Source organism: Anaerobacillus sp. QJM3NY_32, assembly GCF_056173645.1.
In genome coordinates, this window is sequence record NZ_CM149684.1 from 1,521,671 (window position 1) to 1,541,386 (window position 19,716).

The following is a 19,716-nucleotide window of genomic DNA, read 5'->3' on the forward strand; positions in this document are numbered from 1 at the left end:
ACCGCAGCTTAGCTGCGGTTGTTTTTGTCTGGAGAGGTTCTGTTCGTTTATTGCATTATTTTCTAATACAATGGGGTCCAACAAGTCCATCTATACTGAAAAGAAAGGAAACGTGATCGAATGCATTCAAAACATACAGTGCGCTACATTTGCGAGCGTTATATAAGTGGGAATAGTTACTATTATAAACAGGAATTAATTACGCATGATACGTGGCAAAATCCCGCTTCAATTCACTGGTCTGCTAAAAGACCAATTTCAAGTAACACATTTTATCAGAAAGAAAAAGAAGGCTATAAGACAATTACTAAGCTACATGACAAAAAACCAGCGAAGGTTCTCCAGTTTTCTAGAACATAGTAAGGTTTATTCTACATCTTAGGAAGGAATGAGAGATAGCAAGGAGGAATAAAGGATGAAAACCATTTATCATGTACAGAGCGGAAAAACCGGTTCATGGGAGATCAAGAAAGAGGGGGCAGAACAAGCAACCAAAACTTTTGAAACAAAAGCAGAAGCGTATCAGTATGGAAGGTCATTATGTGATGAGAATCGTCCATCTGAATTGATTATTCATCAGGAGAACGGGCAAATCGAAGACCATAGCCTATACAATCGTTAGTAATTTCTGTTCTCTTCGTACATATTTTTCAGCTTATGAATAAACATAGTACTAACTACTATCCTAATGAAAGAAGGGAACCTTCATGGATTTTATTAGTCCAACAGCTGGAAAAGTAACGGTTGAACAGCTTACTCAACTCATTGAAAGCTATACGAAAGAAGATCCTAAAGGAACATACCGCATTGTGATTGGAACAGATTCGCAGACAAGCCGGAAAGCGACACAGTTTGTGACAGCCCTCATTATCCATCGCGTCGGCAAAGGAGCACGCATTTTCTATCGAAAAGTAAAACACAAGCCGATTCATGAGCTCAGGCATCGCATTTATAAAGAAACCCAAATGAGTCTTGAGCTCATGGAATCGTTAAAGGATGAAGGATTTTCAACGCTATTAGAAACCTGGCCGATTGAGATTCATCTCGATGTTGGAAAGCAAGGGGAAACGCGTAAAATCATACAGGAAGTTGTAGGGTGGGTAACTTCTGTTGGCTATATTGCTAGAATCAAGCCCGACTCATATGGGGCAAGCAGCGTTGCAGATCGCTATACAAAATCAATTAGTTAAACTGGCGGAATATGCCAGTTTTATTTTTTTTTTTATGAAACTTCACTCTCGCTCATTCGTATTATTAGTAGAATAAATACTATGGAGGAGTGGTGAGATGAAGTTACGAATGATCACGATTCTTAGTGCACTGATGCTTATTCTTGCAGCATGTAGTGGTACAACAGAATCCGGAGGCGAAGTCAGCGTTGATAAAGGAATTGACGCTCAGGAAGTATTTGAGAAGTCAATTGCGGCTCAAGAAGAGATTAAGAATTTCCATATGAATGCGGATATGACGCAAAGTATTGGTTCAGATGAAGAAGAGATGGATATTAATAGCGTGATTGACGCTGATATGGTGATGGATCCTATTGCTTTTCATCAAATGATTGATATGACAGCAAATGGTGAAACAATGCAAATGGAATCATACTTTACTGAAGAAGGTTTCTTTATGAAGCAGGGTGAGCAATGGATGAAATTCCCTGATGAAATGACAGATACGCTTCTTTCTCTTCAGGAAACTCAAGCTGATCCAGCTGAACAAATGGAAATGCTCAAAGAATATGTCGATGAATTTACTTTATCAGAAGAAGATGATACTTATGTAATGACATTGAAAGCTTCGGGTGAGAAATTTCAAGGTTTGATGGAGAAAACAGCTGAAGACATGGGCTCACAAAATCAAATGATGGAAGATGCCATGGATCAAATGAAAGTGAACAATGTGGAATACACATACGCGATCGATAAGGAAAGCTATCTCCCTGTTCAAATGGACATGAAGATGGATAGTGAAATGAGCATGGAAGGCGAAACAATTTCCACGATTATGGAGATGAACTCCACTTATGACAAGTACAATGAAATTGAAGAAGTGAAGGTTCCTGAGGAAGTTATTTCACAAGCAAAAGAAATGCCAGGTATGGAACAATAATAATAAGGAGTGCTGCTGAAAAAGCGGCGCTCTTTTATTATGAATATAGAAATATTTAATAACTACTTATGAATCGGATAAGTTATAACTGGAAAAAAGTACCCTGAAGCGTTACGATTAGCACATGACAACTGTTTGAAAGGAGCGAGGTTCATGTCAACTGAAACATTATTATACGATCAACTGAAACGTCCTTTAAGAGATCTTCGTATATCGGTAACGGACCGTTGTAATTTCCGCTGTCGTTACTGTATGCCTGAAGAAACGTTCGGTCCAGATTATGAATTTCTTCCTAAAACGAGCCTTCTCCAATTTGAGGAGATTACTCGTCTCGCTCGGTTATTTGTTGAGATGGGGGTTGAGAAGATTCGTCTGACTGGCGGAGAACCGCTACTTAGAAGGGATCTCGATGTCCTTATTGGTATGCTATCACAAATTAAAGGTCTTGATGATATAGCTTTAACAACGAATGCTTCTTTATTAAAAAAGAGCGCATTAAAATTAAAGCAGGCAGGTCTCACTAGGGTGAATGTTAGTCTTGATGCCATTCATGATGAAACGTTTGGCAAAATGAATGGGAGAGGAACTAAGATAAAACCTGTTCTCGAAGGCATTCAGGCTGCAGCCGATGCAGGACTTCAAGTTAAAATTAATATGGTCGTTCAAAAGGGAGTTAACGATCACGAGATCGTTCCAATGGCTTCGTATTTTAGAAATAGCGGGCACATCGTTCGCTTTATTGAGTATATGGATGTAGGAAATTCAAATGGATGGAAGTTTGATCATGTGATGAATAAGAAAGATATTATTGATCAAATAGCAGAGACTTTTCCTCTTAAATCTGTTGATGCTGCATACTTTGGCGAAGTAGCAAGCCGCTATCAATATGAAGATGGATCTGGTGAAATTGGTGTCATTTCATCTGTCAGTGATTCGTTTTGTTCTAGCTGTACAAGAGCGCGCCTTTCAGCTGATGGAGCTCTTTACACTTGCTTGTTTGCTTCGAAAGGAATGAGCTTACGAAATCCGCTTCGTAATGGAGCGACAGATGACGAATTACGGACGATGCTAACAAATCTCTGGAACGGTCGACATGATCGCTATTCAGATGAGCGAACAGAGGAAAGTGTTTTAAATAGAGACAAGATTGAAATGTCATTTATAGGTGGATAATCATGGAGAAACAATTCAAACATACGACTGAACGCAAAATCACACGGTATGAAGGTGGGAAATTTAAAGAGAAGGAAGACGTGATTGCTCTTGAGAAACCAATCACGATTCGAATTAATCATACTGAATTCGCAACGCTTGTTTGTACACCTGATCATTTAGAAGATATGGTCATTGGATTTCTCGCTTCAGAAGGGGTGATTCGATCTTATCACGATGTGGAAGAAATGCTTTTTAATGATGGACAAGGGATTGTAAATGTAAAAGCTGCTGTTCAAGGTTCATTAACGTCTGATACATATACAAAGCGCGTCATTAGCTCATGCTGTGGAAAAAGTAGACATTTTTATTTAAAAAGTGATTCAAAAACGGCTCGGACGATTATGAAGGCACCTAAATTAACGGCTTCCGTTTGTCTTGCTAATATGAGAACGTTGCAAGAGGAGTCAGCTACGTTTAAATCGACTGGTGGTGTTCATAACGCGGCCATTTTCAAAAATGGGGAAATGGTGGCTTCACGTACTGACATTGGAAGACATAATGCTCTTGATAAGCTATATGGTTACGTACTCCGTCATCATCTTCATCCTTCTGATCTTAGCGTTGCGTTTAGCGGGAGAATTTCATCAGAAGTTGTTATTAAGCTATCCAAGATGGGTATTGGTGTACTGCTCTCAAAATCGGCTCCCACCGAGCTTGCCATTCAATTAGCGGATGATCTTAACATTACAACAGTAGGGTTTATTCGCCATGAAGGCTTCAATGTTTATACAAAACCAGAACGGATTCTGAATTAGAACACCTCTAGATTAGAGGTGTTTTTTTTGATGAAGTCGTTCATACTACTGAACAAATAAGCATTTTGGAAAGGCGGATATGCAATGGGTTGGACGATAGCTGTGATATTCTGGATTGCTGGTGTTGTATTGGTAGGAAGCCCCAAGTATTTGTTTCATCGTCTTGAGGCTATGAAATCGGATACGGCGGGTCATGCAAGGGCATCTGAAGCAACAGATAAAGAAGAAAGTATTTTCTTTTTTATTGAAACGAAAGCTCTTGATTCAATACCGTGGTGGGTTGTAACGATTTCTTGTGTCACAATTGGACTTTTTCTTATTGCGTTTGGAGTAATCGCCCTTGTTTTTTCCTATTAAAATGAAACTTTCTTGATTATTCATTCGTCTTTAGAGAGGAGGGATTTGCCGGTAGTTTGGTTATCCCCCTTTGGTGGTAAATAAAGAAAGAAAGAGTTCATTTATGTTAGGGAGATATAAGGGGTGTGTGACAGATGGAAGCAGAGAGAAGAAAAGTAAAGTCAGTGTGGCATTTTTATTTATTATTAGTAGGATTACTTGTTCTAAAAACGTACCTTGTTTATCGATTTGAATTTTCGTTTTCGTTGAGCGGAATTGGCGAAGAAATGTTTCTTTTCATTAATTCAATAGGGTCAATCGTATTACTGCTAGGTATAGGTCTTTTTAGGAAGCAGTCAAAACCAGGCCTAATACTAGCAGTTTATTTTATTTTATCAGCTCTACTTTATTGTAATATTTTATATTATCGTTTCTACATAGACTTTGTTACCGTTCCTGTTCTTTTTCAATTCGGTAATGTTGGAGGGCTAGGTCAAAGTACAGTTGAGCTGTTGAATTTATATGATCCGCTCATCGTGTTCGACTCCATCATCTTATTTTGGATCCTAAAACGAAATCATTTACATAAGATCCCTTTATCAGAGAAACTACGAAAAAGAACGGCGCTTACTGGTGTCGCCGTATTAGTAGGAACAGCTGGACTGGCGTTGATTATGCATCCATTACTATTTGAAAAATCATATGATCGAGAGTTATTTGTTAAGTCACTAGGTGCCTACACATACCATATTTATGATATAGGCTATAACTCGTTTACATCCATTAATAGTGCGTTTGCGGATGATACCGAACTATCAGAAATCGAAAGTTATGTTGAGAAAAAGGAATTGAAATCTTCCTCCTATGAAGGAATCGCAAAAGGGAAAAATTTGATCATTATTTCTTTGGAATCTACGCAAGCATTTATGCTTGATGAAAGTATCGATGGGGAAGAAGCAACACCTTATCTAAATAAGTTGAAGGAAGAAAGCTTTTTCTTTCCCAATTTCTATCACCAGACAGCACAGGGGAAAACGTCTGATGCTGAATTTATGATTGATAACAGTTTGTATCCACTTTCCGGTGGGTCTGTGTTCGTAAGAAAGCCACAGAATGAGTTTTTCTCACTTCCTGAGGCATTAAATGACGAGGGGTATACGACAACTTCTTTTCATGGAAATGATCGAGAATTTTGGAATCGGTCAGAAATGTATGAAACGCTTGGTTACGATCGTTTTTATTCAAAAAAGGATTTTGAAGTGAGTGACGATAATTCCATTAACTACGGTTTGAAGGATATCCCATTCTTCAAGCAATCAATTCCTTACTTAAAAGAACTGGATCAGCCATATTCGGCAAAATTTCTTACGCTGACAAATCATTTTCCTTACTTATTAGAAGAAAAGGATACAATGATTTCACTGCCGGAGACGCCGGAAGAAGTAGTAAACCGATATTATGCAACGGTTCGCTATGAGGATGAAGCGATAAAGACTTTCTTTGAAGAAATGAAAGCTGCCGGTTTATATGAAGACTCCATTTTTGTTCTTTATGGTGATCATTATGGGTTATCTGAAACTTATGATAAAGCTCTTGGCGACTATCTAGGTGAAGAAATAGGTCCTGTTGAACATGTCGATCTACAAAAAGTGCCTCTCATCATTCACGTCCCAGGTGAAGAAGGAAAGGTGATTGATACAGTTGGAGGACAAGTTGATTTAAAGCCGACAATATTAGAGCTGTTAGGCGTAGAAGAAAGCACAAGTTTGAATTTTGGCACAAGCCTATTCTCGAAAAAACGAGAAGACCTCGTTATTTTCAGGGATGGAAGTTTTGTGACAGAGAATCTTATCTATACTAAAAATACGTGTTATAACAAAGAAACAAGTTCAAAAACCAATCGAAACAAATGTGCTCGCTATTTTGGTCAGGTTCAAGATGAATTAGATTATTCTGATCAAGTGATCTATGGCGATTTACTCCGTTTCATTGAATAGCTTTGGTGTTCATTCTGAGTCGTTCATGGTACGCTTAAATAGGATTAATGACTGTAAAGGGATGAGTATACATGGATTTGCAGAGGTTACAAATTCTAACTGAAGTAGTGAGAGAGTACAAAACAGCTATTCACATGGATCAAAATAAAGATGAGGTAGGTAGAGAAGTTCTCGATATTGTGATGAATTCTCAGGATCTCGTTTTATATGGACATGTAAAAAGAGCTAAAGATGTTGATAAATTTCCTGGTGAAGCTTTGAAGCACCTCGATCAGGCTACAAAATATCTTCATGAAAAAATAGATGAACAGTTGAAACACTCTTGAACCTAAGGGTGTTTTCTTTACGATTGACATTGTTTTTATCGTAACATAGCGATCAAAACATTGATTGAAAAATGGAAATAGTTTGTGTATAAAAGAATGTGTTGTAATTGTTGCAATACACTGTCATATAGTGATATGTTTTTACTGTTTACTAGATTAAAGGAGAGTGAAATGAATGACTAATTTCGTTAAGCGACTGGCTCCTGTATTTTTAATGGGGCTAGTTGTTTTTGTGATAAGTGCTTGTTCGAACGGTGGAAACGAATCGAATGAAGCATCTGAAGATAAACCGACTGCCTGGGAAGAGATTCAAGAAGAAGGAAAGATTACGGTAGCTACGTCTGGGACGCTCTATCCAACTTCTTATTATGAAGAAGGTTCTGACGAAGTGACGGGGTACGAAGTTGAAGTTGTAAAAGAGATGGCGAAACGCCTTGATCTTGAAGTTGAATTTGAAGAAATGGGCTTTGATGGCATGTTAACAAGCATCAACTCAGGGAAAGTAGATCTTGCTGCAAACGACATAACATCAACGGAAGAGCGAGAAGAAAAATTCGCTTTTTCTGAACCAGTTAAATACTCTTACGGAACTGCGATCGTAAGAAAAGATGATTTATCTGGAATTGACTCACTAGATGATCTTGAGGGGAAAAAAGCCGCTGGTGCTTCAACAACGGTTTATATGAAGGTAGCTCGTGAGCACGGTGCTGAAGAAGTAACTTACGATAATGCGACAAATGAACAGTATTTACGTGATGTATCAACAGGGAGAACGGATATTATCCTGAATGATTATTACTTACAGAAGCTCGCTCTTGCTGCCTTTCCAGATTTAAATATTACAATCCATCCAGATATCGAATATTATCCAAATGACCAGTCGATCGTTATGAAAAAAGATAGCGGAGAACTTGAAACAAAAGTGAATGAAACCATTAAAGAGATGAAGGAAGACGGGACGCTCAAAGAGCTTTCAGAGAAATTCTTTGATGGAGCTAACGTATCAGTTAAGCCAGATATTGATTTTGAAGAATAAGTGGGAGTTGTAACAAGTGGGGGAAATACATTGGGAATATCTATTTGATGCGGGTCTTGCGTTAAAGTCGTTTCCCTATGTCATTCAAGGACTTGGATTAACGTTATTGATCGCGTTTGTTGGAATGATTATCGGGCTGGTGATGGGGTTATTTCTTGCTCTTGGAAGAATGTCAAAATGGAGAGCCCTCAGGTGGCCAGCTCGACTTTACATTTCGTTTATGAGAGGTACACCGATTCTTGTTTTTCTTTATATTCTTTATTTCGGGTTACCTGTCGTTGGCATTGAGTTTTCAGCTTTAACATCAGCATTGATTGGTTTTAGCTTAAATAGCGCCGCCTATATTGCTGAAATACAGCGATCTGCGCTGTCATCTGTTGAAAAAGGGCAGTGGGAGGCATCGACCGCGCTCGGTATGCCTTATTGGACAACAATGAGGGAAGTCGTATTGCCGCAGGCAACGCGAATAGCGATTCCGCCATTATCGAATGTGATGCTTGATCTAATCAAGGCATCATCTTTAGCGGCGGTCATTACAGTTCCAGAATTACTCCATCATGCGAAAATAGTTGGAGGCCGAGAGTTCGACTTTATGACGATGTACATATTAGTTGCGCTAATTTATTGGGCTGTTTGTGTATGTGTGTCTTTCATACAAGAGCGATTAGAAAAACGATATCACTATTTACACTAACCCTAGATGATTTTCTAGGGTTTTTTCTTTTGCCTTATTTTTTACTAAAGGTATCTTTGCTATTATTGTTGATTATTCGAACTGTGGCTTTACTATAGTCAGTCTTGAAAAAACAAAAATATCCCATATTTATTATGAAGTATTTTTAAGAATGTTATAATAAGTCCTATAATCAACATAGACGTTTCGTCATATTTGAAGGGAGTTCATCATCTGCATGAAAAAATATCTTAGCTTATTAATGCTTATTGTGGTTCTTTTGCTCGCTGCTTGTAACAATAATAGTGAAGCGAAAAAAGAAGAAAAGCCTTCAGAAGAATCAGCAACAATGGATCAAACACAGGAAGAACTAGAAGCAATGAAGGTAAAAGAAGATAAGGTTGTTGCTACTGTAAATGGAGAAGATATTAAGGGAAAAGATTATAATTCGATGCTAGTTCAAACTCAGCTGCGCTATACGATGAGCGGTGAAGATCCATCGGATACGGAAGTGGCGAAGTCAATTGAAGAAGAAGTTATGGATAATTTAATCGGACAGGAACTTCTGCTTCAGAAAGCAAAAGAAGAAGGTTTCTCTGCATCAGATAAAGAAGTTGAAACTGAACTTGAGCAAATAAAGGCTCAATTTGATGGTGAGGATGAGCTGAAGAAAGCGCTAGAAGGTCAAGGCATGACGCTGGCTCAGCTTGAAAGTCAATATTCTGATATTGTCGTTGTAGATAAATTTGTTAAAGAGAAAATTGAAACACCCGAAGTGACCGAAGAAGAGATGAAAGCATTTTATAATGATCAGTTCTCAAAAGATGCTGAGAATCCACCATCTTATGAAGAAATGAAGGATCGTATAAAAGACTATTTAATCGAAACCAAAACGCAAGAGAAAGTTCAGCAAATGAAAGAAGATTTACTAAAGAAAGCAGAAGTCGAAGAGAAGTTATAGGTCAGCACATAGCTGGCCTTTTTTTGTGAGGGTTAAGTTATAGCTACTAGTATCAATTTTTCGATTTATAACCGAGAGGAGATTTCGAGTAGGCATAACCCAACTATTAGAGAAGGAGACATATTACCGTGGAAACTATTTTGAATGAACTTAGAACGTACGTTAGACGAAAATTAGAAAGAGAAGGTAGCGGTCACGACTGGCATCATATTGATCGGGTTGTCAAACAAGCAAAAAGAATAGCAGATGAAGAGAGTGCTAACACATTTATTTGTGAAGTAGCAGCACTCGTTCATGATTTAGCAGATGATAAAGTAGCTTCCTCAGAGCAGGATGGAATAAGAGAGGTAGAAGCGCTGCTCTATCAATTAAAGGCCGCGGATCGAGAACACGTAATGGAAATTATTACGACTATTTCTTATAAAGGAGGGAATCGTCCACCAGTTAAGAGTCTCGAAGCACAAGTTGTGCAAGATGCGGACAGATTAGATGCGATAGGGGCGATTGGCATCGCACGAACGTTTGTGTACGCCGGCTCCAAAGCAGAAGTGATTTATGACCCTTCTATTGAACCAAGAACAAATATGACAATGGATGCCTATCGAAATGAACAGTCTACCGCTATTAATCATTTTTATGAAAAACTTTTGAAATTAAAAGATCTTATGAATACCGAGACGGGAAAAAGTCTTGCAGAAGAACGGCATGACTTTATACAATCATTTTTATCACAATTTCATGGAGAGTGGGAAGGGAATCGATAAGGTTATGAGAATTCACCCTATGACTTTAGAAAAGGCACGCGAAATTCAAACGTGGACATATGATGAACCTTATTCTTTGTATAGTTTTAAAGGCGATCAAGAAGAATTATTAGAGTTTATGAACGGGGCCTATTTTTATGTGATCGATGACAAAAGAAATTTGATTGGGTACTTTTGCTATGGAGAATCGGCGCAAGTACCAGCTGGTCACCAAGTTGACGCCTACGAGGAGAATTATATCGATATTGGCCTTGGACTACATCCTAATCAGACAGGCAAAGGAACAGGATTGGCATTTTTGAAGGTAGGACTTGCTTATGCAATTGAATACAATGGGTTCTTAGGTCTCAGACTGACTGTAGCATCGTTTAATAGGAGAGCGATCAAGGTGTATGAGAGAGCGGGATTCACATTTGAAAAATCATTTACGAACGGCTCGACGAATTTTAATATCATGATAAGAAGAAATGGGAGTAGCACTCATCTATAAATGCAAACGATGGATTAAACAATTGAAAAAGGGGAATAAGAGAACTATATAAGTAACCTTATACAGGAGGATAGTTTCATACAGAGAGCTATTTCTTTACACAATTAATCGAGTTTAGCAAAAGATTTTGTCTTATTCCTACTAATTCTGACATAGCATAGGAAGTTTGGTCGAATACGTTTTGATTCCTTCTAGAAATGGGCATAATGGTAATGTATTGGCATGAGGAGGAATGAGACATGTATGATGCAATTGAAAAAAAACGCAAAGAAATGTTTGAAGTTGCGGGACGATATGGATTTGCATCAGAGAGAACCATTCGCTGTAGTCAGGAGCTTGACCGATTATTAAATGCCCTAATGCAAATGAACCATCAAAATGAGGAAGTTTTGTGAAACTAACATCTGCTATTTTCTTCCTGTGTGGTAAAGTAAAGGAGGAAACCTTATGAAGTTCGATCTCAAATCAATTCTCACAAAAGAGTTGTTTGATTGGATAGAAGATCATCCTAAGAGGAACCAATTAATTGAATCAATTCAGGGAGAGATCTTTCAATCAGTGGTTCATTTCCGCGAATGGAACGACTCCAATTATAATGGGAACGAAGATTGGCTACTTTTTGCACTGCGTAACGAAGAAACATGGCGAAACGAAGTAGACCCACTTGACCAGTGTGAAAGCCGTTAGTTAAACGGCTTTTTTGTTGTGGTTAAACCTTTACTTTAAGAAAGTAAGCGCTTACAATAATAGAAAGAATAGTTAGAATAATCGAATAAGGGTGTGTTGAGAATGAGAAGCGAGACGAATTATCGAATGCTTGCCTTTGAAAAATTCAACGCTGAAAAGAATTGGTCAGAAAACAATCGCCTTTTTAATTATTCCATTGCCGGTCTGGGAACTATTTTCTATTTTGTAACGTTACTTTTCTAACGCCTTTCTTAGGAGAGGGGACTTTGTATACTCACACAGGAACTTCCTAAATGATTAGGAAGTTCCTATTTAAGTTGACGTGATGAATCTGGCTTTCGTTCAGAGGCAAATATCTCACTGTCTATTGTCAGCATTAGCTACTAAAGTGAAATCTACGATATTCAACTGGAGTGGATTGATAAGCTTTTGAAATTCCTTCAGTTTCGATCAGTTTTTTTGGAACACGCTTAAGCTGCACTTGAAAGACGTGATCTTCATGAAATAGAGGATGAGATATTTGTATCGTATCAGTAGATTTCCAGCTTGTCTGTATTGAATCCTGTTCCTCCAGAAAATAAAAGGATTGAGGGAATCCATTCCGATACCAGGAGAGCTCTTCCTCTTTTTGGACACCCGGTTCTTGAAAACATGCATAGAGCGACAGGTCGTCACAAAATTGAAGAAGCTGATAGTGAAATGTTAGAAGATCATCAGGTATATCAATTGATTCCTTGAGCTGATCCTGTCTATTCTCTTCTTCTGCGTAAAAACGGATCGCATGTTCAGACTCGGCACCATTAAAGAAAGAGCGATAGTGTTTGCTACAAAGAAAAGCCCCGTAAGTTGTTTTTTCATTCACTTCCTCGATCCCTTTCTTATAGAATTCTAGCTTAGTAGCTAGAGGAAAGTCTAAGAAGGAGTAGGGTGCTTCGCGTCGATCATTCCAAAATGGAACTTCATCAAGTGGAATCCATCCACGATCATGATGTTTTATCGCATATAAAACATCTTCCTGATAGAGATTACCTGGCCAAAAAGACTTCCGCAACGCTTCTGCAAACTGCCCTGAAAGCAAAGCGTGATCATGCTGTGTAATCATGACAAAATAATCATTATCTTCATAAACAATCATATCCTCAGTCCTTTCAATAAAAGCGTAATTCCCCTGTTAATGGGCGACAATCACTGGAGTCTCTCAAATGAACACGCTATTTTGTGTTCAGCATGAGAGATGAAGTGATCGAGGCCATGGGGAATGGAGCTGGATAAATAAAAGCGAAATTCCCCGTTAATGGCCGACAATCACTGGAGTCTCTCAAATGAACACGCGATTTGTGTTCAGCATGAGAGATGAAGTGATCGAGGCCATGGGGGAATGGAGCTGGATAAATAAAAGCGAAATTCCTCCGTTAATGGCTCATTACGGTTGTTGTAAGCGTTGTGATTTTGTGTGTAACAAAAAAGCGAATCCTTAATTAGGAACGCTTTTTTGAATTTCTTTAAAATTAACACGAGTATTCGTCATCTCGATTTTTGAGATCACAATTGGTTTTGTAATGGCTTGTGTAACCATATCATCCTTTTTCGGATCAGTATAGAAATACGAGACAACAATTTCGTTGCCTTCTTTAATGATACTGTCGATTGAGACTGAATAACCACCTGTTGGCATCTCACCACGAGTAATAATAATATAGAGATCGTCATTTGATGGAATTGTAAAAGTGGATTTTTCTAACCATTTTTGTTGAACGGTTGTCTGAACATCTTTAGGAGCATTCTGCATTTCGACTGTTTCAAAAGCGATGTTTTCCTGCATTTGTTCTCCTCCGTTCGATTCGTTAGAGGTTTGAGATGAATTATTACCGCACCCCGCCAAGATAACGAACATCATTGAAATAACTAGTAATAATGAACGCAATGTCCTACTCCTTCCTCTATATAGAATCTTTCATTTTAGTAAAGCTGAAACTATCTTAAGTTTAGCGAATTTCATTACGCTTGGAAAGAGTCGGGTGTGAAAACGATTATAATTTCTGTTAATAGGGTAATAAAAATGTGAGACGTTGACGTATTGAAAGGAGACAAATCATGCAGAATGAAATTTTAAGCTTTTTAAGAAATGTTGAGGAACCGGTGAGTACTAGAGAAATAATGGAGTACTTATCAGGAAAAGGGTACAATCCTGATGAAGAAGAACTCGTTCGCATCATTAAACAAATGCCACAAGGGTCAGTTCAACAGGAATATGATGCCTCCGTTATTGATCCATCACCATCGGTCTTGTACAAAGCAGGACCTAATGCATAAGGCCTTATTTGCGGAATTGATCAACTAAATACAAACCAGCAATCAGTAAGAAAACAATTCCAGTTCCATAAAGTACATCTATAATCAAATCCATCTAATGACATCCTTTCTCTGGATCTTTATTTTAGTGTATCAAAACTTCTTATTCATTAAAGTTTTTTTGTTATATTCGGATAAGGAAATGATATACTAGGTGCATTGAGATAAGCGTGGAAGGATGTCGTTATGAAGAAATGGAAGTTAGATAGTTCTAAGCTAATTATATTGTTTTTTATTGTTTTTATTATTGTAGGCGCTGTCAATGTACTGTTTAGTGATCGGAAAATGAATACTAGTGAATACTTGCTTAGTGAAAATCAAAGAGACGTGGTATCAAGATCGGAGACGCAGCCAAAAATGCCTATAGGCGCTCTGGTGAATAGTAAACTAGCAGAAGATCACAGTATTACCCTTACTGCCAAGATAAAGTATGAAGGTGACGAGAATACTCAGGTTGAGGTAGTAAGAGACAGGCTATTGGATTACCAAATTACTGAACAAAATACAGACGAAGTTGTTATTCCATATAATTCTTTAGTACCTTCAGTCGAAAAGAATGTGTCTAATGATGAAATTATCGAAGGGGATTCACTTGCTACAGAACCTCTAGATCCAGGTGCATATCAGATTGAAGTTAAAGTACCTATTGTGATGAATAATAAAGAAGAGAGTTTCTTGTTTCGAATTCCAGTTGAAATTGCACCATAATAAAATAACCATAAACTTCCTTAGAGGGAGTTTTTTTGTTTATTCATTTATAAGGAAACATAGAAAGGACTGTTGTTTAAATCATAAGTTCAAAACTGATAGAATAAAGGTATGACGATTAGAAGTGAGGGATCTATGTGAGGAAATTGAATTTATATAAAATTATCGGAATTTTCTTATCTTTCGTCCTGTTTCTTGTTATTTTCAATCAGATTCAGAATGGGGAGCCTAATTTTAAAGTGGATGAGTCTCTTTTTGAAGTATACGAATCTACTAGTAATTGGGAAGAAGCAATGGAAAACAGTGTTCCGCAGACCCGACTAGCAAGAGAGTTAGGAGTATTGGGTGGGGAGGAGCGCCGCATCCCCCTTCTTTCAGCCGAGAGAGATTTAATTATCCATGATGTAATGGTTCTAAATTACGGAGCCGTTTATCTTACCTATTCCTTTTCGTTGAAGGAAAGTGATCAACCATATAATTTACCAAGATTACATATCGGGTCAGTTAGCTTTACAGGTATCGAAGAATCAAACGAATCATATTTAGTTAATCAGCAGAACATTTCTATGGAGCAAAATGGCAAGCCTCATGTTGTGAATCACCGTATCTATCAGGCCGATATTCTAATACCTAATCATGAGGCCGGTGGGACTATAAATGAGTTCAATCGTTTTTCTTCAGCAGATTCCGTTCTTATTGGAGATGCCTATGTTCAAGGAAATGATGAGAAGGTGAACTTGGAAAATCAGGAGCTGCCTTTGGAAAGTGATTATGCAGGAAGTGTATATGCTGAAACAAATTTGAACGAAAGTGTAAAAATAGGGGGGGGCGAGCTTACATTTTCTCATTTTGAAGCAGGTCTTAACATGAATAAACTCTATATTGAAGGTGAGTACGATCCGCAAACAAAGTTTGTTATTACTAATACAACTGGAGAAAACCCGTACTCCATTGAGTATGATGTAAGGGAAGACAAGGATGGAAGTTATCTTCCTTTAAAACCTTTTCAAGCAATACAGAAACAGTTCTCATATCGATTAAATGAAGTGATCCTTAATAAAGACGGATCCATCAGTAAAACAATCGCGCAATCTGACTTGGTAGCGATGGAAAAGGGAAAAAAGGTAACCATTGGAGAGTATAGCGGAATCTCTTATTCTGTTCAATTAAAGGATGATGGTCAGCAACTTGTGATCTCATTTGATGCTGAAGAAGCAATAAGTTCGCAATTTTTTAATCAGTACTATATTGAAAGCCGAAAGACTTATGAAGAGCGATTTGATGTTGCCTCAGAAGAGGAGCGACAGCTTATTGAATCCCGCAAGCCTATTCTTTTAGAATTAAAAGATGATAAGAAGAGTTCTATTCTTATTTATCAAACAAGACCTATCGGGGAGCCGAACAGTATACAGGTTGATCTTGATCATGAGCATTTCACATCAGGTCTCCCAGTTTCTATGACGCTTTCAAATTTACCTGAATTCCAGTCGATTAACCTTGATATAAGTGGTTCACTTAAAATGAATGAAAAAAATAATTTATTTTCAAATTTGTAGTTTGGTTTTTTGACATTCGGGAATATTCTTTATCAAACCCCCTAAGTAGTTTGAAAGTGATTTTCCCCCTGTTAGCCGTGCTCACGTGAGTACGGCTTTTTTTTATATGTTAGCTTATATTAATCATCAATGAGGTTCATTAATATAGTCTTCCTTATACAATAAATTCGGTTTGAAATGGTGAAGCGTTTCCATTAAGAGGGATTCGTGGTAATCTTTTAGGAAAGCAATAGATCAAAGAAATTGAAAGGATGAGGCATTTTGGCGAAGAAGGGGAATATGACAGAGCTAACAGAAGATCTTGTAACCTTTTTAGAAGGAGAAAAGCTTGTAATGCTTGCAACGATTGATCATGAAAGCCATACACCCAATGTATCAGCGATATCATGGGTGAAAAGCCTAGATAAAAATAATATTCGCTTTTCTGTGACTTCTAACTCAAAAACAATTCAAAATGTCAAACAGCATTCTAATGTTGTCTTTACAATAATCGGATTGGAAACGGTATATTCCATTCACGGAAAAGCATCTATCCTAGAGGAAGCGATGCAAGGAGTGTCGCTGAAGCTTGCTAAGATTAATGTGGAAGTTACTCAAGTCGCAGAAAGCATGTTCTGGGGTGCGAAAATAACGGCAGAACCACAATATGAAAAAACATATAATCAAAAGAAAGCGGAAGCTCTTGATGAAGAAGTGTACGAAGCGTTGTTAAAATAGACGAGACTTTCTTATCATAATTTTTTGTGATTTAATATAAGAAATAAGCATTATGTGCTTTCGCTATGACGTATGCATCAGGAAACGAGGTTGATTCCCATATGGAATGGGAAATGATTAAAGACTTTTTGAATGAAGAAACAATCAGAGAGTGGCTAGGTCAGTATCGTGCACTTGGTCCTTTGCCTGGAATTTTGCTACCAATGCTTGAGGCTGTGATTCCCATATTGCCCCTTTTTCTTTTTGTAGCAGGAAACGCGGCTGCGTATGGATTCTGGTATGGCTCTTTACTTTCATGGCTTGGTGCATCTCTTGGCGCTTTGATCGTTTTTATAGTGGTCAGAAAGCTTGCTAGACAGCGCTTCATGCGAGTGATTACAAAACATGCCAAAATCGAAAAAACACTTCGCTGGATCGAGCGGCATGGATTTGGGATGGTATTTCTTCTGCTTTGTTTTCCATTTACGCCATCAGCTTTAATCAATGTCGTTGCGGGTCTGTCAAATATGAGCATTAGAAGCTTTGTACTCGCCGTTTTACTAGGGAAAATGGTGATGATATCGATCGTGTCTTTTATTGGACATGATGTCTTCGCCCTGATCCATCGTCCTTTGGAGATGGTGCTGATTCTCACTGCCATAGTTGTATTATGGGGAGCAGGCAAACTAATTGAAGTCAAATTGAATCAACGCCCGAGAAAACATCGTACTGAAGATCATGTGAGATAAAGGAAAAGCCATGCCCGAAAGGGGATGGCTTTTGCGTGTTATTGTTTATTTGGTTTTAAGCTTTTAGTGCCTGTGTAGGGTAAACGGGCGCATCCGCTTTTCATGTCTAGCTGCCGTGTCTAACCGCCCACATCCGCTTTTCGTGTCTAGCTGCAGCGCCCAGCCTCTCGATCGCTTCACCCTCTAAAATGAACACAAAGAGCGTGTTCTTTTTAGAGGGCTCCAGCGCTTGTCGAGGCTATACGGGCGCTTCCGCATTTCATGTCTAGCTGCAGTGGCCAGGGCCTCGATCGCTTCACCCTGTAAAATGAACACAAAGACCGTGTTCTTTTTACAGGGCTCCAGCGCTTGTCGCCCCTTAACGGCCACTTCCGCATTTCATGTCTAGCTGCAGTGGGCAGACACTCGGTCACTTCACCCTATAACTCGAACACAAAGACCGTGTTCAATTTATAGGGTTCCAGTGCCTGCCGTGTCTAACCGCCCACATCCGCATTTCGTGTCTAGCTGCAGTGGGCAGACACTTGGTCACTTCACCCTATAACTCGAACACAAAGACCGTGTTCAATTTATAGGGTTCCAGTGCCTGCCGTGTCTAACCGCCCACATCCGCATTTCGTGTCTAGCTGCAGCGCCCAGCCTCTCGATCGCTTCACCCTCTAAAATGAACACAAAGAGCGTGTTCTTTTTAGAGGGCTCCAGCGCTTGTCGAGGCTATACGGGCGCTTCCGCATTTCGTTTTAAAATATCCTTTTCTTATCTCTTTCTTCTTTAAGTATTTCAACGGCTTCTCTGAAGCGTTGGGAGTGGATGATTTCTCGTTCTCTTAGGAAGGCGAGGGAGTCGTTTAGGTCTGGGTCGTCTGAGAGATCGATGATCCATTGGTAGGTGGCTCTTGCTTTTTCTTCTGCGGCGATGTCTTCGTATAGGTCGGCGATTGGATCGCCTTTGGCGGCGATGTAGCTTGCTGTCCATGGGACGCCAGCGGCATTGGAGTAGTATAGGGCACTGTCATGATTAGCATAGTGGGCGCCGAGTCCAGCTTCTTTCATTTGATCTGCTGTTGCGTCTTTTGTGAGTTTATAGATCATTGTAGCGATCATTTCGAGATGAGCAAATTCTTCTGTGCCGATATCGGTTAATAACCCAACGACCTTATCTGGAATGGTATACCGTTGATTCAAATAACGGAGGGCTGCTGCTAGTTCACCATCAGCACCGCCATATTGCTCAATCAAAAATTTGGCAAGCATGGGGTTACATGTACTGACTTTAACGGGATATTGCAATTTCTTTTCATATAGCCACATTGAGGTTCACCCTTTCCAGACTAGACTTGCCATGGCCACGGTGCGTCGCCCCAATTCCATGGGTAGTTTGAATAGCTGTTGCCGTATTGCTGAAGGGGACCATATTCCTTTTCATAGCGTTTCTTAAGATGCTTACTTCTTTTGGCATATTCATTGAATTGTTGAATGGCTTCGTAGTCATCCGGGTGTGTATCAAGGTAAAGAGTCAGTTCAACGAGAACGAAATCAGTGGCCTGCAGTTCCTCTAACAGCTCATAGTAGGCTTTCGGTAGCTGTTTAGACATGTTTTACTCCCCCTGCTTTGAAGGATAAGGATAGGGATCATAGAAGGCTTTCCAGAGAGTACCTCGAGAGAGAGCTTCACGTGCGGAATATTGCTCCAGTCCTGGGGGCTGAAATCCCATATAAAGATTAGGAGGAGTGGAGTAAGACTTCACTCGAATAGGAGGACATGGATCAAATGGACTAACATAAGGCTCGTAATACTTTCTGTGGGTATACATCGTTGACCTCCTTCTATACAAATCTCTACTCTTTAGATGTATGAAGTTATGAAAGAAACATGATTTCTAAATAAAGAAGCACCCCCTAAAGTGGGAGTGCTCCTCATCTTTTTACATTTTATTAACCGTATTGTTCCACGTAGCAAGCATATTCTTTAGGTCATGAAGATCTGATTTAAATGGATAGTTCGATGCAACACTTCTTTTTTGACCTTCGTCGAGCTTTTCGTAGCTATGCACAAATTCGGTCATGTCTCTTGTTAGTCTATTTAGCTCCCACTTAAATGTTTTGAATTCTTTTTCCATTGTCAAAACTCCTTTGTAAATATGTTCTTATATTTGATATACCCTGACGGACCATTCTAAAAACCATCGAGTGTTATAATTTACAAATAATGTCGCTTTAGATGCGAACGTATTTTCTTGTCTTGCTATCCAATTGAAGAAAAACATGAGATAATAGACAAAGAATATACGGTGTAGGAGGTAGAAT

At 38.8% G+C, this 19,716-nt stretch carries 28 protein-coding genes; 22 read left to right on the forward strand and 6 right to left on the reverse strand.

Annotation, left to right across the window (positions count from 1 at the left end):
* The first annotated feature begins 120 nt into the window (after nt 1-120).
* The 17 genes from AC0VYH_RS08185 (at nt 121) to AC0VYH_RS08265 (ending at nt 11,592) form a co-directional block, all read left to right on the forward strand.
* Nucleotides 121-360 (forward strand): hypothetical protein, encoded by a 240-nt coding sequence (locus AC0VYH_RS08185; RefSeq protein ID WP_475373631.1) that lies wholly within the window; start codon nt 121-123, stop codon nt 358-360.
* Between the two features lie 55 nt (nt 361-415).
* On the forward strand, nt 416-622 hold the full coding sequence (locus tag AC0VYH_RS08190; protein WP_430242192.1) for a DUF2188 domain-containing protein: 207 nt from the start codon (nt 416-418) through the stop codon (nt 620-622).
* 85 nt (nt 623-707) lie between these two features.
* The gene (locus tag AC0VYH_RS08195; protein ID WP_430242190.1) at nt 708-1,190 is read left to right on the forward strand and encodes a ribonuclease H-like YkuK family protein; all 483 of its coding nucleotides are present in this window, start codon (nt 708-710) and stop codon (nt 1,188-1,190) included.
* A gap of 97 nt (nt 1,191-1,287) precedes the next feature.
* Nucleotides 1,288-2,109, forward strand: coding sequence for a DUF6612 family protein (locus tag AC0VYH_RS08200; protein ID WP_475373632.1), 822 nt, complete (start codon nt 1,288-1,290; stop codon nt 2,107-2,109).
* A 153-nt stretch (nt 2,110-2,262) separates the two neighbouring features.
* Complete coding sequence (gene moaA, locus AC0VYH_RS08205; RefSeq protein ID WP_430242185.1) at nt 2,263-3,282, forward strand: GTP 3',8-cyclase MoaA; 1,020 nt, start codon at nt 2,263-2,265, stop codon at nt 3,280-3,282.
* Nucleotides 3,283-3,284: 2 nt separating this feature from the next.
* Nucleotides 3,285-4,079 (forward strand): formate dehydrogenase accessory sulfurtransferase FdhD, encoded by a 795-nt coding sequence (gene fdhD, locus AC0VYH_RS08210; RefSeq protein WP_430242184.1) that lies wholly within the window; start codon nt 3,285-3,287, stop codon nt 4,077-4,079.
* 84 nt (nt 4,080-4,163) lie between these two features.
* Nucleotides 4,164-4,436 (forward strand): hypothetical protein, encoded by a 273-nt coding sequence (locus AC0VYH_RS08215; RefSeq protein WP_226612478.1) that lies wholly within the window; start codon nt 4,164-4,166, stop codon nt 4,434-4,436.
* A 134-nt stretch (nt 4,437-4,570) separates the two neighbouring features.
* On the forward strand, nt 4,571-6,412 hold the full coding sequence (locus AC0VYH_RS08220; RefSeq protein WP_430242181.1) for an LTA synthase family protein: 1,842 nt from the start codon (nt 4,571-4,573) through the stop codon (nt 6,410-6,412).
* A 71-nt stretch (nt 6,413-6,483) separates the two neighbouring features.
* The gene (locus tag AC0VYH_RS08225) at nt 6,484-6,738 is read left to right on the forward strand and encodes a hypothetical protein (protein ID WP_194221112.1); all 255 of its coding nucleotides are present in this window, start codon (nt 6,484-6,486) and stop codon (nt 6,736-6,738) included.
* A gap of 175 nt (nt 6,739-6,913) precedes the next feature.
* Nucleotides 6,914-7,774, forward strand: a complete 861-nt coding sequence (locus tag AC0VYH_RS08230; RefSeq protein ID WP_475367136.1) for a transporter substrate-binding domain-containing protein — start codon at nt 6,914-6,916, stop codon at nt 7,772-7,774.
* Between the two features lie 16 nt (nt 7,775-7,790).
* The gene (locus AC0VYH_RS08235; protein ID WP_430242177.1) at nt 7,791-8,468 is read left to right on the forward strand and encodes an amino acid ABC transporter permease; all 678 of its coding nucleotides are present in this window, start codon (nt 7,791-7,793) and stop codon (nt 8,466-8,468) included.
* A 217-nt stretch (nt 8,469-8,685) separates the two neighbouring features.
* Nucleotides 8,686-9,408, forward strand: coding sequence for a SurA N-terminal domain-containing protein (locus tag AC0VYH_RS08240; protein WP_475373633.1), 723 nt, complete (start codon nt 8,686-8,688; stop codon nt 9,406-9,408).
* Nucleotides 9,409-9,536: 128 nt separating this feature from the next.
* Complete coding sequence (locus tag AC0VYH_RS08245) at nt 9,537-10,172, forward strand: HD domain-containing protein (RefSeq protein ID WP_475373634.1); 636 nt, start codon at nt 9,537-9,539, stop codon at nt 10,170-10,172.
* 19 nt (nt 10,173-10,191) lie between these two features.
* Nucleotides 10,192-10,662 carry a GNAT family N-acetyltransferase gene (locus tag AC0VYH_RS08250; RefSeq protein WP_475367139.1) on the forward strand — a complete coding sequence of 157 codons (471 nt, stop codon included), beginning with the start codon at nt 10,192-10,194 and terminating at the stop codon, nt 10,660-10,662.
* A gap of 239 nt (nt 10,663-10,901) precedes the next feature.
* Nucleotides 10,902-11,057, forward strand: a complete 156-nt coding sequence (locus AC0VYH_RS08255; protein WP_194221118.1) for an aspartyl-phosphate phosphatase Spo0E family protein — start codon at nt 10,902-10,904, stop codon at nt 11,055-11,057.
* 52 nt (nt 11,058-11,109) lie between these two features.
* Nucleotides 11,110-11,349 (forward strand): hypothetical protein, encoded by a 240-nt coding sequence (locus AC0VYH_RS08260; protein WP_194221119.1) that lies wholly within the window; start codon nt 11,110-11,112, stop codon nt 11,347-11,349.
* Nucleotides 11,350-11,451: 102 nt separating this feature from the next.
* A complete protein-coding gene (locus AC0VYH_RS08265) occupies nt 11,452-11,592 on the forward strand; it encodes a hypothetical protein (protein ID WP_475373635.1) in 141 nt (46 codons plus the stop codon).
* 133 nt (nt 11,593-11,725) lie between these two features.
* On the opposite strand, the gene AC0VYH_RS08270 is transcribed toward AC0VYH_RS08265, so the two are convergent.
* Nucleotides 11,726-12,484: a DUF3891 family protein gene (locus AC0VYH_RS08270; RefSeq protein WP_475373636.1), complete on the reverse strand. Its 759-nt coding sequence runs from the start codon at nt 12,482-12,484 to the stop codon at nt 11,726-11,728.
* Between the two features lie 339 nt (nt 12,485-12,823).
* The gene (locus AC0VYH_RS08275; RefSeq protein ID WP_475368836.1) at nt 12,824-13,273 is read right to left on the reverse strand and encodes a protease complex subunit PrcB family protein; all 450 of its coding nucleotides are present in this window, start codon (nt 13,271-13,273) and stop codon (nt 12,824-12,826) included.
* 170 nt (nt 13,274-13,443) lie between these two features.
* Here AC0VYH_RS08275 and AC0VYH_RS08280 point away from each other — a divergent pair, with 170 nt between their 5' ends.
* From AC0VYH_RS08280 to AC0VYH_RS08300, 5 genes are all read left to right on the forward strand, one after another.
* Entirely contained in the window at nt 13,444-13,662 is a 219-nt protein-coding gene (locus AC0VYH_RS08280) for a hypothetical protein (protein ID WP_430242166.1), read from the forward strand.
* Nucleotides 13,663-13,887: 225 nt separating this feature from the next.
* Nucleotides 13,888-14,409, forward strand: coding sequence for a hypothetical protein (locus tag AC0VYH_RS08285; protein ID WP_475373637.1), 522 nt, complete (start codon nt 13,888-13,890; stop codon nt 14,407-14,409).
* A gap of 137 nt (nt 14,410-14,546) precedes the next feature.
* Nucleotides 14,547-15,965, forward strand: a complete 1,419-nt coding sequence (locus AC0VYH_RS08290) for a hypothetical protein (protein WP_475373638.1) — start codon at nt 14,547-14,549, stop codon at nt 15,963-15,965.
* Between the two features lie 261 nt (nt 15,966-16,226).
* A complete protein-coding gene (locus AC0VYH_RS08295) occupies nt 16,227-16,682 on the forward strand; it encodes a pyridoxamine 5'-phosphate oxidase family protein (protein ID WP_430242162.1) in 456 nt (151 codons plus the stop codon).
* A gap of 101 nt (nt 16,683-16,783) precedes the next feature.
* Complete coding sequence (locus tag AC0VYH_RS08300) at nt 16,784-17,410, forward strand: TVP38/TMEM64 family protein (protein WP_475368838.1); 627 nt, start codon at nt 16,784-16,786, stop codon at nt 17,408-17,410.
* Nucleotides 17,411-18,150: 740 nt separating this feature from the next.
* On the opposite strand, the gene AC0VYH_RS08305 is transcribed toward AC0VYH_RS08300, so the two are convergent.
* The 4 genes from AC0VYH_RS08305 to AC0VYH_RS08320 all read right to left on the reverse strand — a co-directional run bounded on the left by AC0VYH_RS08305 (nt 18,151) and on the right by AC0VYH_RS08320 (nt 19,529).
* On the reverse strand, nt 18,151-18,720 hold the full coding sequence (locus AC0VYH_RS08305) for a manganese catalase family protein (protein WP_194221127.1): 570 nt from the start codon (nt 18,718-18,720) through the stop codon (nt 18,151-18,153).
* Nucleotides 18,721-18,740: 20 nt separating this feature from the next.
* Entirely contained in the window at nt 18,741-19,004 is a 264-nt protein-coding gene (locus AC0VYH_RS08310; protein ID WP_194221128.1) for a spore coat protein CotJB, read from the reverse strand.
* 3 nt (nt 19,005-19,007) lie between these two features.
* Complete coding sequence (locus tag AC0VYH_RS08315; RefSeq protein WP_194221129.1) at nt 19,008-19,223, reverse strand: spore coat associated protein CotJA; 216 nt, start codon at nt 19,221-19,223, stop codon at nt 19,008-19,010.
* A gap of 111 nt (nt 19,224-19,334) precedes the next feature.
* A complete protein-coding gene (locus AC0VYH_RS08320; RefSeq protein WP_475373639.1) occupies nt 19,335-19,529 on the reverse strand; it encodes a hypothetical protein in 195 nt (64 codons plus the stop codon).
* Between the last annotated feature and the right edge of the window lie 187 nt (nt 19,530-19,716).

What these genes read in the sequence shown, in the direction of transcription:
- AC0VYH_RS08230 (WP_475367136.1), top strand. Translation starts at nt 6,914, where the DNA reads ATGACTAATTTCGTTAAGCGACTGGCTCCTGTATTTTTAATGGGGCTA.
- fdhD (WP_430242184.1), top strand. Translation starts at nt 3,285, where the DNA reads ATGGAGAAACAATTCAAACATACGACTGAACGCAAAATCACACGGTAT.
- AC0VYH_RS08225 (WP_194221112.1), top strand. Translation starts at nt 6,484, where the DNA reads ATGGATTTGCAGAGGTTACAAATTCTAACTGAAGTAGTGAGAGAGTAC.
- AC0VYH_RS08190 (WP_430242192.1), top strand. Translation starts at nt 416, where the DNA reads ATGAAAACCATTTATCATGTACAGAGCGGAAAAACCGGTTCATGGGAG.
- AC0VYH_RS08220 (WP_430242181.1), top strand. Translation starts at nt 4,571, where the DNA reads ATGGAAGCAGAGAGAAGAAAAGTAAAGTCAGTGTGGCATTTTTATTTA.
- AC0VYH_RS08310 (WP_194221128.1), bottom strand. Translation starts at nt 19,004, where the DNA reads ATGTCTAAACAGCTACCGAAAGCCTACTATGAGCTGTTAGAGGAACTG.
- AC0VYH_RS08215 (WP_226612478.1), top strand. Translation starts at nt 4,164, where the DNA reads ATGGGTTGGACGATAGCTGTGATATTCTGGATTGCTGGTGTTGTATTG.
- AC0VYH_RS08265 (WP_475373635.1), top strand. Translation starts at nt 11,452, where the DNA reads ATGAGAAGCGAGACGAATTATCGAATGCTTGCCTTTGAAAAATTCAAC.
- AC0VYH_RS08200 (WP_475373632.1), top strand. Translation starts at nt 1,288, where the DNA reads ATGAAGTTACGAATGATCACGATTCTTAGTGCACTGATGCTTATTCTT.
- AC0VYH_RS08305 (WP_194221127.1), bottom strand. Translation starts at nt 18,720, where the DNA reads ATGTGGCTATATGAAAAGAAATTGCAATATCCCGTTAAAGTCAGTACA.
- AC0VYH_RS08320 (WP_475373639.1), bottom strand. Translation starts at nt 19,529, where the DNA reads ATGGAAAAAGAATTCAAAACATTTAAGTGGGAGCTAAATAGACTAACA.
- moaA (WP_430242185.1), top strand. Translation starts at nt 2,263, where the DNA reads ATGTCAACTGAAACATTATTATACGATCAACTGAAACGTCCTTTAAGA.
- AC0VYH_RS08280 (WP_430242166.1), top strand. Translation starts at nt 13,444, where the DNA reads ATGCAGAATGAAATTTTAAGCTTTTTAAGAAATGTTGAGGAACCGGTG.
- AC0VYH_RS08315 (WP_194221129.1), bottom strand. Translation starts at nt 19,223, where the DNA reads ATGTATACCCACAGAAAGTATTACGAGCCTTATGTTAGTCCATTTGAT.
- AC0VYH_RS08255 (WP_194221118.1), top strand. Translation starts at nt 10,902, where the DNA reads ATGTATGATGCAATTGAAAAAAAACGCAAAGAAATGTTTGAAGTTGCG.
- AC0VYH_RS08185 (WP_475373631.1), top strand. Translation starts at nt 121, where the DNA reads ATGCATTCAAAACATACAGTGCGCTACATTTGCGAGCGTTATATAAGT.
- AC0VYH_RS08285 (WP_475373637.1), top strand. Translation starts at nt 13,888, where the DNA reads ATGAAGAAATGGAAGTTAGATAGTTCTAAGCTAATTATATTGTTTTTT.
- AC0VYH_RS08250 (WP_475367139.1), top strand. Translation starts at nt 10,192, where the DNA reads ATGACTTTAGAAAAGGCACGCGAAATTCAAACGTGGACATATGATGAA.
- AC0VYH_RS08270 (WP_475373636.1), bottom strand. Translation starts at nt 12,484, where the DNA reads ATGATTGTTTATGAAGATAATGATTATTTTGTCATGATTACACAGCAT.
- AC0VYH_RS08195 (WP_430242190.1), top strand. Translation starts at nt 708, where the DNA reads ATGGATTTTATTAGTCCAACAGCTGGAAAAGTAACGGTTGAACAGCTT.
- AC0VYH_RS08300 (WP_475368838.1), top strand. Translation starts at nt 16,784, where the DNA reads ATGGAATGGGAAATGATTAAAGACTTTTTGAATGAAGAAACAATCAGA.
- AC0VYH_RS08260 (WP_194221119.1), top strand. Translation starts at nt 11,110, where the DNA reads ATGAAGTTCGATCTCAAATCAATTCTCACAAAAGAGTTGTTTGATTGG.
- AC0VYH_RS08240 (WP_475373633.1), top strand. Translation starts at nt 8,686, where the DNA reads ATGAAAAAATATCTTAGCTTATTAATGCTTATTGTGGTTCTTTTGCTC.